At 61.5% G+C, this 12,493-nt stretch carries 9 protein-coding genes and 1 tRNA gene; 1 reads left to right on the forward strand and 9 read right to left on the reverse strand.

Translation table 11 applies throughout. From position 1 onward, the window contains the following. Positions 1-70 precede the first annotated feature (70 nt). Positions 71-163, forward strand: a tRNA-Ser gene (locus AC1ME3_RS07045). 90 nt (positions 164-253) lie between these two features. On the opposite strand, the gene AC1ME3_RS07050 is transcribed toward AC1ME3_RS07045, so the two are convergent. The 9 genes from AC1ME3_RS07050 to AC1ME3_RS07090 all read right to left on the reverse strand — a co-directional run bounded on the left by AC1ME3_RS07050 (position 254) and on the right by AC1ME3_RS07090 (position 11,634). Beyond that, complete coding sequence (locus AC1ME3_RS07050; RefSeq protein WP_480955404.1) at positions 254-445, reverse strand: hypothetical protein; 192 nt, start codon at positions 443-445, stop codon at positions 254-256. A gap of 378 nt (positions 446-823) precedes the next feature. Continuing rightward, positions 824-2,023 carry a class A beta-lactamase gene (gene bla / locus AC1ME3_RS07055; RefSeq protein ID WP_480955405.1) on the reverse strand — a complete coding sequence of 400 codons (1,200 nt, stop codon included), beginning with the start codon at positions 2,021-2,023 and terminating at the stop codon, positions 824-826. 530 nt (positions 2,024-2,553) lie between these two features. After that, positions 2,554-2,826, reverse strand: coding sequence for a hypothetical protein (locus AC1ME3_RS07060; protein WP_480955406.1), 273 nt, complete (start codon positions 2,824-2,826; stop codon positions 2,554-2,556). A 35-nt stretch (positions 2,827-2,861) separates the two neighbouring features. After that, positions 2,862-3,440, reverse strand: a complete 579-nt coding sequence (locus AC1ME3_RS07065; protein ID WP_480955407.1) for a hypothetical protein — start codon at positions 3,438-3,440, stop codon at positions 2,862-2,864. 854 nt (positions 3,441-4,294) lie between these two features. After that, on the reverse strand, positions 4,295-7,438 hold the full coding sequence (locus AC1ME3_RS07070) for a type I restriction endonuclease subunit R (RefSeq protein ID WP_480955408.1): 3,144 nt from the start codon (positions 7,436-7,438) through the stop codon (positions 4,295-4,297). Next, positions 7,439-8,590, reverse strand: coding sequence for a restriction endonuclease subunit S domain-containing protein (locus AC1ME3_RS07075; RefSeq protein ID WP_480955409.1), 1,152 nt, complete (start codon positions 8,588-8,590; stop codon positions 7,439-7,441). Positions 8,591-8,679: 89 nt separating this feature from the next. After that, complete coding sequence (locus AC1ME3_RS07080) at positions 8,680-10,425, reverse strand: type I restriction-modification system subunit M (RefSeq protein ID WP_480955410.1); 1,746 nt, start codon at positions 10,423-10,425, stop codon at positions 8,680-8,682. Between the two features lie 259 nt (positions 10,426-10,684). Next, complete coding sequence (locus AC1ME3_RS07085; protein ID WP_480955411.1) at positions 10,685-10,840, reverse strand: hypothetical protein; 156 nt, start codon at positions 10,838-10,840, stop codon at positions 10,685-10,687. A gap of 494 nt (positions 10,841-11,334) precedes the next feature. Then, positions 11,335-11,634, reverse strand: coding sequence for a hypothetical protein (locus AC1ME3_RS07090; RefSeq protein WP_480955412.1), 300 nt, complete (start codon positions 11,632-11,634; stop codon positions 11,335-11,337). Between the last annotated feature and the right edge of the window lie 859 nt (positions 11,635-12,493).

A 12,493-nucleotide genomic window follows, 5' to 3' on the forward strand; every position in this document is an offset into this window, starting at 1 on the left:
GCGAGCCGGATCCATTACAGGCGTTGCCCCCTGCACCGAGCCTCGCTATAGCCCCGCATCTGCTGCAGCCGGAGACGTGGGTGAGTGGCTGAAACCAGCGGTTTGCTAAACCGCCGTACCGGGTTTACTGGTACCGAGGGTTCGAATCCCTCCGTCTCCGCCAGTGGCTTACCGCAAACGCCTGAAACGCTACGTTTTCACTCCGAGCCGCGTTAGAGCCGCACAAATCGCCTCACAGTCACATTTCCCGGCGTCAGGGCAGCGGTTTGGACGGTGTCCAACCTTCCATTAAATTTAGCGCCGTTTGTCCGATCATGAACGGCACGGTAGCGATGCCGGCTACTGCCACGAAATACTCTAGGTATTGATCTGCTGCATAGGCATCAAAAAGCCCGACAACCAAGGCGATTAGACTACCCACGAGAACGGCGGCAAAGAGCCCCATGGCGGCGGCAAGGCACATTACGCGCCAATGAAAGCACCGTGCTTCCAAGTTCCCCAGAAGCTCATTTAACCTCCCCCTCGCTTTTACAGTTCACGCTTCGCCGGGGCAGTCGGGCGCCCGTCAATCGCATTTTCGTATCGCCAAGCGAGGGTCACTTTTTTGTGGCTACCTTCGCTATCATGACTGCTCTCCTTGCTGTTGTTCTCCGAACCGCGCTCGTGCCTCGCGCCATCAGGCTACAAAAAGGTTCATTCAGTTGATCTGCGATCTTTTCAGATCACGTTGCGATAAGCGGGTAAGGTCGGGAGGATATGTCGATCGCTCCTGCCGCGATGATGCATTCTCTCACCATTGTTTGGGACAAGGTATCATTAGCGACTAACGCCAATGTCTGGTTGGCTCAGCACGCTTTGGTGACGTGCGCGGTATCTGCCACCGCGCAACATGGCGGCCGACATCACGCAGCACTGCTTCCTGATCCTCCGTTCCCACGCCCGGAGCGGTGTAATAGGCGCTCACCAAAAGGGGGGCGACGCCAGGCCGTTTGGCAAAGGCAAAATCGTTGCAGATACCGTCTCCGGTGCCGGTCCTGTCCCCGGCGACCCAGGTGTCGGGAAAGCCAGCGCGTAGCCGGGAGCGGCCAACGACGTTGCCCTCCATCCACTTTTGCCATTGCCGTCGCGCCGAGATCGGCAGGACTGGACCAAGCATAATCCGGCGCATCGTCTCGGCTACCGCGCGCGGTGCTGAGCTATCCATGGGCAGGGGGTGATCGGTCAGATGGCCTTCATAATTGTCGATGCGCGTGGTGTGATCGCCAAGGGTGCGTAAAAACGCTGTGAGGCGTCCCGGCCCGCCGGCGCGACGCATCAGCAGATTGGCGGCCGCGTTGTCGCTACGGTACATGATTGCTTCGCACATTTCGCGCACGCTCATCGATCCGCGGGTGACATTGGCCTGCGTCACGGGGGACGCGGACATAAGATCCGAGGGGCCGTAGCGCATCATGACGTCCAGGCTGTCTCGCCCCTTCGCGACGTCGGACAATATCAGCGCTGCTAGCAGGCCCTTGAAGCTGCTCATCAGCTTGAAGCGCTCGTCGGCACGGTAGCGGAGCGTATGCCCAGTCTGAAGATCAAGTGCGTAGACTCCCAGCCGCCCGCCATGTCGGCGTTCCAGCGCCGCCATCGACGCGACACCATAATCCGCTGGGGCGTGCCCCGCGCCCGCACCCGCGCCCGTGACCATCAGCGATGCGCTGGCGAAAACGAACGTCCGCCGGCTGACATTCGCTGTGGGACTGGAGTGTTCGATCCTCATTGCGATTCCTTGATGGCAGGCCGCCGACCCGCCGACACCATTGTCGTTCCCGAGCCTATTGTCATATCGGGAATCTTCCGCCGGAACGCAGCGATACTGCGCCACGTCGCGGATTGTCGCGACATGGCCTGACATGCGGACGTTCATTGCCGGAGCATCAGGACCGGCGCTTTTCGTCTTGCGGTCGTGCGAACCCGTATTGCCGTTAACGCCACGTTCGTATTGCCGGCCGGCGAAGCGGAAATGGTCCCGGGACAAGTCGCGGGTCTATTGCAGTCCACGTTGCCGATACGTTCCGCAGTGCCGACGACGCGACTTGCGGCACAACCTCGCCAGCGCTTCCCAAATTTGCGGAAGAGCGGACTGATCGAGACTGAGAACCTGCGTAGCCAGAACCCAATTCGCCGTGTGCACGTGGTCCGTCTGGCGCAAGGTGAAACGACCGTCGCGCGGGTCATGATATGGATTGAACTTGAACTCGAGTCCGTCGGCTCGATGCGCGGGCGGCAGCCGACCTGTTCGCAGCCAAACCGTGAAAGCATATCGCTTTTCGTCAGATACGTTGATCAGGTCGCCCGCTCCCGATAGCGACGAGAACATCTGAGCAACATTGTGCGACGAGTCAAGCGCGGCGCCTCGCCCGGTTGCGCTTCAATGTAGTGTGGTGCCCCACAACGGACAAAGATGGACACTCAGACCATTGGATAATTTCGGTCAGCCGTCAGTGATGCAAGCATCAGCACTGAATTATGCGGCCTTGAGATTCCCACGAGTCCAAGTACCGCGGTTCAGCCCCTCGCGTCGCGCAAAGCTTCCAATGCCGCCAGCTTGACCGGATCGTCGGCTGCGAGCGCTTCCTCAAGATAAAAGCTGTGCGCGATATCTCGCACCACCCGTTGCGCCTCGCCGCTATATTCCTCGGCAATTACGGCGAAGGCGTCGACCAGTTCGCGTAGAAAACCCTTTTCCAGCGCTTCAAGGTCAGAGCCCAGCGCTTCCATCATCTCGACAGCGACATCGGCGTCGAGCAGTTCTCCATCTGTGAGATCTGCAAAAACCACAAACCGAGCGACTATACGGGCGACCTGTACGGCTATCACGGCTTCACCACCCTGACTTTAATGTTGGTAACGTTCATTTTCTTCAGCAGCTTGAGCGCTTTGGCTTTCTGGACAGGGTTGGGAACCTCCCACGTGCCGATAAGTCGATGTTGCGCCAACACCTGCGATTGTCGCAATATTTGGGCTCGCGCATGCGGTGCGTCCCTTACGCCCCACTTACGATCGATAACGTATTCGGCTTGTATGCCATCGAACTTTACGGGTCGCTTCGAGCCGTTCGGCATTGTTCGCATCAGCGTCGGCGCCTGCCCAGTACGCGCACCGGTCGCCGAATCATTATACGCTGTCCAAGGTTCGTCGCGCTTGAGAGTCTCCTTCACCCAGCCAATCTGTGGCGGATCGTAGATCGTGCGGGGCCTCGCCATGCGCAGGCTTCGCATCGCCGAAACCTTGGAGAGCGCCGCCCCAGGTGCGACCGCCAGCGCAATGTTTCCAGCGACCGATCCCGTGGCGCGACCGATCTCGCGGGCCGAGGCGTTGTCGACCGCGGCTGCCGCCCGCGTAAGCTGGACACGAGCCGGCGTATCTTCGGCAGCGATCGTAGTGTCGATCATGCCCGCTATCCCTTGGCCGGCATTGCGAACGGTGGTGACCGGATTTGTCGTCAGCGCAGCACGGACGCCAGTCACCGTTGCCGCACCGACATCGTAAAGCCCCTGACCGACTCCACCGACGAATTCGGCAACAGGGCTCGACTGACTACTTGGCGGCGTTACAGGAACGCGCGCGGGCGGTATTCCGACCGAGCCGTGCTCTACTGATCTCTGGCCAACTCCCGCTAGCGGTCTCGCCTGCGGTACTTTGGCTTTCGGGTGCGCCGCAGTCCGCGACCCGACTCTTGGAGCACGACCGACATGGGAGGACGTGCGACCGTTCCCGGCGTTAGTCGTATCGCCGTTGCTCGACCCATCATGGCGTCCCGCGCCTGCGAAGGTAAACTGGCCGTCCGCCAGATCATGCCATGGATTATATTTGAGTTCGAGGCCGTCAGGACCCAGCGCCGATGGCACCTTACCCGTTCGCAACCACCGCGAGAACGCGTTCCGCTCGCTACTGCCTGATGTCTGGACCATGCCATCCCCCGCTGTCTTTGCGGTGAGAACATCTGAGCAACATTGTCCTACAAGTCAAGCGCGGCACCCAGTGGTGCCCAGCTTGATCGTCTATAAGGCGCAATGCTTATAGTGTGGTGCCCGGAAGAGGACGGGGAACCCTGAACAAAAAAACCCTATATTACCGTCAGCTGAGCACCCCCTTATCAGGTGAGTTGTACTGGATCTTGTACCACCTGACAGCTCGTTCAATCAAGGCGTCGGGGGCGTAATGCTGCGATGCCAGTGCGGGACTGTAATTGATGCCTCAGATGGACTCCCGACCTCGCGAAGGGCGTGGGGCGTAGATAGCCTGCCTACCGGGCGTAACGCTGGAGCACGAAGTCCCAGACTTGGTCGACCTTAGCCAACCACACCGTCTCTGGGTACGGCTCCTCCGGCAGCTCGTTCAACTTGACGCGAATTTCCGAAAGAACTGACGCTCGGCTCTGCCGTCCCTTCAGCCAGTCGACCGCTGCAACGAGGTCCTCAAGTCGCTGCAGCAACTCACGGGATACCTGCTTCACACGAACTTCTTCGGTTGCGGTCAACGTTGGAGCGGGCTTGGTGAGCAAGTCAAAGATCGCCAGCTCTTCCTCACTGAGGTTTTCACGAGCAGCGCGATGCCCTTCCTCGTCAAGATCGGCCACAAGCTCCTTCAGGGCCTTGAAGAAGCGTTCGGCATCGATCGAGCCAGCATTGTACTCCGCGACCAGCTCTTCCAACCGCTCCACCATGTCTTGCCGGGTTGGGTTGACCTCGGCCATCTTCTTGGCCTTCTCCTCGGCAGCCTCGCGGAGTTGGCTGGCGGCAGTCTTGGGCTTGGCGGCGAACAGCGTAGCCAGCTTGTCGAAGTCGATGTCGGACAGGTCAACCCGGCCCTCGGCGCGGTCGCCTTCCACAATGGGCGTGAGGATCGCGACGCCCTCGATTTTTTCGTCCAACAAGGCGGCAATCTTCGCGGTGATGGCGCTGATGTCTACCGGGCCCAGCTTTGCCTTGAGCGCGTCGGCAAGCGTGTGCAGGACCGCAACGGCCTGAATGAATGGGGCGGCTCGTTCGTCGGGCAGCAGCGCCTTGTAGGCTCGCACGACCGCCCCTGAGAGGCGCAGGAAGGCCCGCAGGCGCTCGTCCGGGGAGATCAACGTCTCAACGGCGCTGGCGATTCTAACGGTGCGCTGTAGGCCTCCTACGGCCATGATGTCGTCTGTCGAAACGCCAAGCGGTTCGATGAAGTTTGCCGCCTCCTGGAGGGCGCGGGAGAGCGCCTCAACGAGCGCCTGCTTGTCCTGGATCGGAGTATCGCTACCCTCTCCACCAGCGCCCGCGTAGACCGCGAGGGCCTTCTGGAGGTTCAAGAACACGCCCACATAATCGACCACTACACCGGAAGTCTTGCCCTCCGCCCGGCGATTCGCCCGCGCGATCGTCTGCATGAGTGTGTGGTTCTTCATCGGCTTGTCGATGTAGACGGTTGAGACGGTGGGCACGTCGAACCCGGTGATCCACATGGCACAGACGAACACGAGGCGGAGCGGATCGTCGGCGTTCTTGAACTTTGCTTCTAGGTCCTCCTTCTGCATCCGCTCGCGGTGGGGCAGAATGTCGAGGCCCTTGGCCTTCAGGTCGCCGACCTCGTTCTGGCCCTGGCTGACCACGACGGCCAGATCGAGACTGCGCATCCACTGTAGCCGGTCGGCAATGGCAGCGCCCTCGGCCTCGTGGGCGGTTTTCAACTTGATCTCGTCCGCGGCGACGAGACGGGCAACGGCGGCCCTGGTCTTCTCGTACATGCGGACCGCGGTGGCCTTGTCGATCGCCACAAACATCGCTTTGCCGCGATAGCCACGGGTGGCGATGTGCAGCGCAAGGTCCTCGGCAATCTTGTCGAGCCGGTCGTCCCGGGTGATGAGATGGTACTGCCTGGCGAACTCGCGGGCCAGGCGCTGCTCTTGGGCTTCGTCGAGAGACGCCTCGTCCAGCAGGTCCTCCAGGCCACCACGAAGATCGTCGGCGTTCATCTGCAGCTCGGGCTTGCGGGCTTCATAATAGAGGGGAACGGTCGCGCCGTCCTTCACCGACTGGGCAAAATCGTAGATCGACACGTAGTCGCCGAACACTTCCCGAGTGCGGCTCTCGGCCCCCTTGATCAGCGGCGTGCCCGTGAAGCCGATGAAGGCCGCATTGGGCAGTGCGGAGCGCATGTTGGCCGCCAGCGTGTCGTACTGACTACGGTGCGCCTCGTCAGTGATGACGATGATGTCCGACCGCTCCGACAGTACCGGCATCGACTCCCGGTCCGCTATGCTGAACTTATGGATCAGCGTGAAGACATACCGTTCGTTCCCCGCCAGCAGCTCGCGCAGATGGACCCGGCTATCAGCCTGGACGTCCTGAAGGTTCTTGGTAAGCGCACCTGTCGCGGCGAAGGTACCCGCGATCTGGTCGTCCAGCTCGGTGCGGTCAGTGACGATCACGAAGGTGTAATTGCCCCCAAGTCGGCGCAGGATTTTTTCGGAGAACATCGTCATTGAGAAGCTCTTGCCGGAGCCCTGGGTGTGCCAGAATACACCGAGGCGGCCTTCGTTCTCCGCCAGGTTTTTGACCGCCTTGATCGCGCGGTTCACGCCTAGCACCTGGTGGTACTTGGCAACGATCTTACGGAGACCGCCACGGGCCTCCTCGTACAGGATGAAGTTCTCAATCAGGTCGAGGAAGCGTGAAGGCTCGCAGGTCGCCCGCAACATGGTCTCCAACTCAATACTCTCGGGCCCGCCCTCCTCCAGGCGCTTCCAAGAGGCGAAGATGTCGAACGGAGCGTGGCTTGCGCCCATGACGGCGCACAGGCCATTGCTGAGGATGACGAAGGCGTTGGCGTCGAACAGCGCGGGCACGACGTCCCGGTAATCGCGCAGGTTGGCGTCGTACGCCTCGGCAAGTGGCTTGGTCGGAGCCTTCCACTCGCATAGCAACAGCGGTAAGCCGTTGACGAAGCCGATTGTGTCGGGGCGGCGCTTGTGAAGCGGACCCTCCATCCACACTTGGCTGGCGGCGAGAAAGTCGTTGTTGGTCGGCTCGATCCAGTCGATCACGCGGACGCGCAGGTCGTCGAAGCCGCCATCGTCGCGCCGAACCTGGACGGGCACGCCGTCGACCAGCAGCTCCCACACGGTCCGGTTGGCCGCCATCGGCAGCATGGCCGTCCGCGGCTCGGTGATCGCGTCGGCGGCCATCGTGATTGCCTCTGGGGGCAGATCGGGGTTCAGAATTTCCAAGGCGGCCTGAAGGCGAGCGGGTAGCCAAGTCTGGCGAAACGAGGTGCGTCCAGTCCAGTTGCTCGGACCCGGCTTTTCGTCGTGGAGATTAACGTGGCCCCAACCCAGCTCGTGCAATAGCTCAAGCGCAGGCCGCTCGACTGCGCTATCCTCGGAGGCGACGATCCCGGTGAGCGATGGCGCCATTTACGCGGCTTGCGCCAGTTCGAGTTCCGCTTCGGCGACGGAGAGCTGGCCCGAGATGAGCCGGGGAAGGAGCAGATCACGGGAGGCGGCGAGCCGGTTATTGGCCGCCTGCAGCGACGCTGCCTGTGCGGTCATAGGGTCGACAACGCGGGCGAACCTAGCGGTCAGGTCTGGTGGTCCTTCCGCGACCTTGAAGCTTTTCAGAACCGTAGGATTGGCTCTGGGCATCTTCGTGCCGTTGGACGTCTGCACCGATTGTGCGACAAACGGATCGCTGGAGGCGACGCAAAGGGCGACCGCCCCTGTCGTCGAAGCACGGGGGCGAAATACGATCGCGTCGGAGGATGTAACCCCGTCGAAGGGGGCCCAAACGACTTTGTGAAAGTAGGGCCTAATCTTGCCGAATAAAATGTCGCCCCGTCGGAACATGAGTTTCGTGCTGCCGACATCGGCTGCACTGCCGAAGGCGCTGAGCGTGGTAGAGCGCCGGGGAAAGTGTTCAAGACCAACATACGGGGTGTCTGATCGCACCGCTGCTGGCGATACAGCATCCCGTACCTCTTCAACAAGATTGCCGAAGTCGGTCCATGCCCAGCCATCTGGTAATGATCCGCAGGCCGTATCGACTAGCGTCACGTCTTCGTGATTTGGGAACCTGAAGCGAACGAACCACTCTTCGAACAGGCCGCGAGCCATGTCCTCCAGCAGCGCTACGCGTCGCCGGTTCACGTCGATGAGATCGTCATAGGCACCGAGGATTTCGGCTACGCGCTGTTGCTCGTTCGTGTTCGTGTGGTGGCTGACCTCGAAAGTGCGCAACGCAGCCAGCCCAAGGAAGGGCTGTGCAGCGCCGGCCCGTTGCGCAAGGAGGCCGCCTTGGACGGAAGGAGATTTGAGAAGGTAGTATAAGTAACGACCGGCCATATGGGCGGGGTCTGGCTTAAAAAGTGCGACGTTTTTTATACTGAACGCGCGATCGGTATCAACAAAAGCGACATCTCCGAGGGAGTTGCCGATGTTCGCAAACAGAGTGTCTCCACGCTCTGGCTTTGACCTCTTTATAATCTTTAAGTGTTCATCAAGTCCAATATAATCGCAGGTCGTGAAGTCGACAAATCCATTGGAAATATCCTTCCCCTTGATCAGCGCCATTCCATCAGGAAAAGTTCTTGGTGTATCGTGAGTGCCGTCGGTGACTAGGCGGCAAAGCTTTGATAGGGGGGATATCGCAAAGTTCTGCATTACGCATCCAATACCAAGGCAACATTTCGCGAAATCACATTCTGAAGTCGGCCAGCCTCGATGTTTAGTGTCTCCAGCCTTTCCTGCATCATCTCCAGCTGCAGTTTAAAATCCTCATCATCTTCCTGCTCGCCTGGGGCCACGCCGACATAGCGGCCGGGGTTCAAGCTCCAGTCCTGTCCAGCGATGTCGACCCGGCTGACGACACGACACAGGCCTGCGACGTCCCTATAGCCCTCGTCGCCAAACGTCTCGGTCATAGCCGCCGCGCTGCCTGCGACTAACTCCTCTTCCTCACCGCGCCAAAGGCGCACGATGTTGGCGAGGAACTCGACCTGATCGGACCGGAAATCCCGCTGTGCCCGCGAGACCTGCTGGAAGACATGCCGCGCGTCGATGAAAAGCACCTCGTCCTTGCGAGGACCCTTGGCCTTGCCGCGATCAAGGAACCACAAGGTCACCGGCAGCGTCACGGTGAAGAACATGTTGGGCGAGGTGGTGATGATACAATCGACCGCCCCGGTCTCGATCAGCTTGCGCCGCATCTCGCGCTCGGAGCCGCCCGCGTCGCTGGCGCTGTTGGCCATGACGAACCCTGCGCGGCCACGCTCGTTCAGCGCCGCGTAAAACATGCTGATCCAAAGATAGTTCGCGTTGTTGGTCGTCGGCAGGCCGAACGGGAACCGCGCGTCTACCACCTTTGCGTCGTTGACCAGCCGACCCCGGTCGACCTCAGACTGGTTGAACGGCGGGTTGGCCATTACGAAGTCGAACTTGCCAACCATCCCGTGGGGATTGTCATAGTAGCTGTTCGCCTCACGGATGTCGCCCGACATGCCGTGAACCGCGAGGTTTAAGCGACAGAGTTTCTGAGTGTCGACCATCTTCTCGATCCCGTACACGCTGATCTCGCGCTCCGGGGCCCTATGGTGACGGCGGACAAATTCGGCGGAGTGCACGAACATGCCACCCGATCCGCAAGCGGGGTCGAAGATAGTGCCGTGGTAGGGTTCGATAACGTCCACGATCAGCTTCACGATAGAGGAGGGCGTGAAATACTCCCCGCCCTTCTGCATAAACGCGGAGGCGAAGGCCCCCATGAAGTATTCGAAGATCAGCCCATAGGCGTCGCCCTCGATATCGAGCGGAGCCAGCAAACGCATTAGCTCCCGCAGGACGCTGTCGGGCAGCGAGCCGTAGCCTTGGGGCAGCACGCCGGCCAGGTCGGGGTTGTTGTCGACGATGGCCTTCATCGCCGTGTTAAGCGCCTCGGCGAGGTTTGCGGCTTCCGGCAGGCCCAGCAGGTAGGAGTAGCGGGCGACCTCGGGCAGGTAGATCGCGCCACGGGCCTGGTAGTCGGCTGGGGTGGCCTTGAGGCGGCCTACGAACTTCGGTGCGATCTCGGTCTTGTGCACCGCGTCGAACTTCGCCTCCATCTGGCGCAGGGCGATGAGGGCCAGCACGGGCTGCGCGTACTGATCTGGCCGCAGCGCCGTGTTGGTCCAGAGCTGCTCAGCCGTCTTGAATAGGCGGCGAGACAGGTCTTGAAGGTCAACAGCCACTAAATTATTCCTCGACACCCTGAGTGTGGCCGACACCTTATCTATCGATGCCGGGGTGTCGAGGGCAAGATCCCGTTCATCTTCCGGCGTCGGCCCAAAGCGGTTGCCGACCTTGCGGGCCTTCAGCGGCGCTTCGGTGAACCTGGGAGAGGGCGCTACCGGCCATTGCATGGGATGCGGCATTTACTTCGTCGATCAGGTCCCGGCGGACGGCTCAGTGCCCCAGCGAATCGTGCTGGCACTGGAGGACCTGGAGACCCTGCCGGCCTGGATAGGCTAGGAGCGTCTGGGAGAGTCACTGACAGGCGTTAGGCGTCGCCATGTCCCCGAGGGTAGCGGCGGGGCCCGCATGGGACTCAGTGAGTCTTCTAATCGGTTCTCATGCCAAAGCCCTTTTGGACGCCCCCTGGTACACGCCAGACATTCGCGGGGCGGCGGGAGACTATGCGGCTCGACGATCCTGCCGGGCCTCGATGGCAAGAGCGTCGATAGCCTCAGCGATCCGTATGGCCGTTAGTAACAGGCCGTGGCCGTCAGCCAACGCCAACACTTCTTCGAGCCGGGCCTTCAGGGCCTTCCCGTCTTCTTCAGTCATCATGGGGGCTCAGTGCGTCGTGTGGCAGATGAGGCCGATAGCACTCGCTATCACTGCCCCGACGGTCCTCTGGTTCAGGCGGATCGCCAAGAGCCGTAGCTCTTCAAGCGCATCGCACAGGTCCTGGGTGGTCTTCGGCTCTCCCTGTCCCATCCACTCGGGGCTGATGTCGTCGGGGTCGCTCGGTCTCACCGTCGAGACGGTAAATCAACCAAGGGTTCGCGTCGATGATGCGAAAGACCGCGCCCGCTAGTACAAAGCATAGTACATTGGAGCACTGCGGTTACTGGTCGTCGACCTCATCGGGCGGACCATCTTCTGCGTGCCTAGCCGAGACCTCCAGGTCCACGGCGAGCTGCGTCAGGGCCCGATAGGCGCCCAGCCGTTCCATGCCGTCCCTCTCGTCTCCCTCGACCCTGGGGTGACGCTGGGCTCTCTCCGCCCTCAGGCGTGCAAGCGTGGCGGCGGCTCTCAGGGTCGCGGGGTCGAGCATGGAATCAGTCGATGTTCATCGTGGGCGTCCAGGAGTGCGGCCTCCATGTCCCCGTCCCTCTCCCGTCCAGAGGGGCCGCCATGAGCGTCACGCCAGCCATCGACCCTAGATAATACCGGGTGCCCGGTTGATCGCTGAGGAGGACTAGGGCGCCTTCCACGCGCGCATCCTCGACAGCCATCGGTGCCGAAGCGCCGGGGAGGACTATGCGGACGTTCATGCCCAAGGCCAGCTCCTCCAGGATCGTGTCAACTAGGCAGTCCTGCCAAGCCCTCATGGCCGGTTGGGGGCGTTCGGTATCCATGCCGGCATCTTACGCACCGCTGACTCGCCGCCTAGTCGAAAAAAGAACCCCCAGCGTCCCGAAGGAGGCTGAGGGTATCTGAGGTTCACGGAAAGGGGGCGTACGGGTCGTCGCTGAGGTCGATCGGGTCCGTTGACTGGGCAGCGCTGAAGAGCGCCCCGGACCTTGCGACCATGCCGGCCCTTGCGTTCCTGGAGGCAGCGGCGGCGGCATCGAAGAGCCCCGTTTCTTGATAGCGCCCATAGCGTCGCTGAGGGCCCGAGGAGACGACGCGGTCAATAGCTCCGCCGTTCGGTCCTCGACTCCCTGCCGGAAGCTCAGGGTGCCGCGGGGATTGCCCCGAAGGGCGGCGGTGGCGAGGGCCCCGATGGGATTGCCCCCTATCAGCTTTCGACCGGCTCCGACGAAGGCCCCGGCGAGGTTCTGTAGGTCCTCTTCGGTCGACTGAGCGCGGGGAGGAGGCGCCGCCGCTGCGAAGGTCCTGTAGGCCTGCTGTTCGGCTTCTAGGCGATCGTCCAATCGGTTCATCATACCTGGACGCCCTGAGAGGCCTTCGATGGCCTGGAGCTTTACCGGGTCGCCCATTGCACCGCCGCCGGCCCCTGAAAGCCCCAGGGCTTGCCGGGTCGACTGAGCAACGTTCGCGGTGGGGTTGAGGCTTGCCGTGCTCGCACCGTCCGCCAGCGCTGTCCGGGCGCCTGCCATCCACGCCTCTTGAGCGTGCTGGGGCATCGTTCGGGCCTGGGCGTTGATCTCGTGCCCTGTGAGCTTCCCGATGGCCTGTCCGCGCTCCAGAGAGTCCCGGATTGCCATGTCGTCGGCATAGTCCGCCTTGGCCCGATCGAAATGGGAATTGGTC

Source organism: Sphingomonas sp. BL2 (genome assembly GCF_056680015.1).

Excerpts from the sequence above, each read along its gene's own strand:
- AC1ME3_RS07050 (WP_480955404.1), bottom strand. The coding sequence starts at position 445 with ATGGGGCTCTTTGCCGCCGTTCTCGTGGGTAGTCTAATCGCCTTGGTT.
- AC1ME3_RS07065 (WP_480955407.1), bottom strand. The coding sequence starts at position 3,440 with ATGATCGACACTACGATCGCTGCCGAAGATACGCCGGCTCGTGTCCAG.
- AC1ME3_RS07070 (WP_480955408.1), bottom strand. The coding sequence starts at position 7,438 with ATGGCGCCATCGCTCACCGGGATCGTCGCCTCCGAGGATAGCGCAGTC.
- AC1ME3_RS07075 (WP_480955409.1), bottom strand. The coding sequence starts at position 8,590 with ATGGCGCTGATCAAGGGGAAGGATATTTCCAATGGATTTGTCGACTTC.
- AC1ME3_RS07080 (WP_480955410.1), bottom strand. The coding sequence starts at position 10,425 with ATGCCGCATCCCATGCAATGGCCGGTAGCGCCCTCTCCCAGGTTCACC.
- AC1ME3_RS07085 (WP_480955411.1), bottom strand. The coding sequence starts at position 10,840 with ATGATGACTGAAGAAGACGGGAAGGCCCTGAAGGCCCGGCTCGAAGAA.
- AC1ME3_RS07090 (WP_480955412.1), bottom strand. The coding sequence starts at position 11,634 with ATGGATACCGAACGCCCCCAACCGGCCATGAGGGCTTGGCAGGACTGC.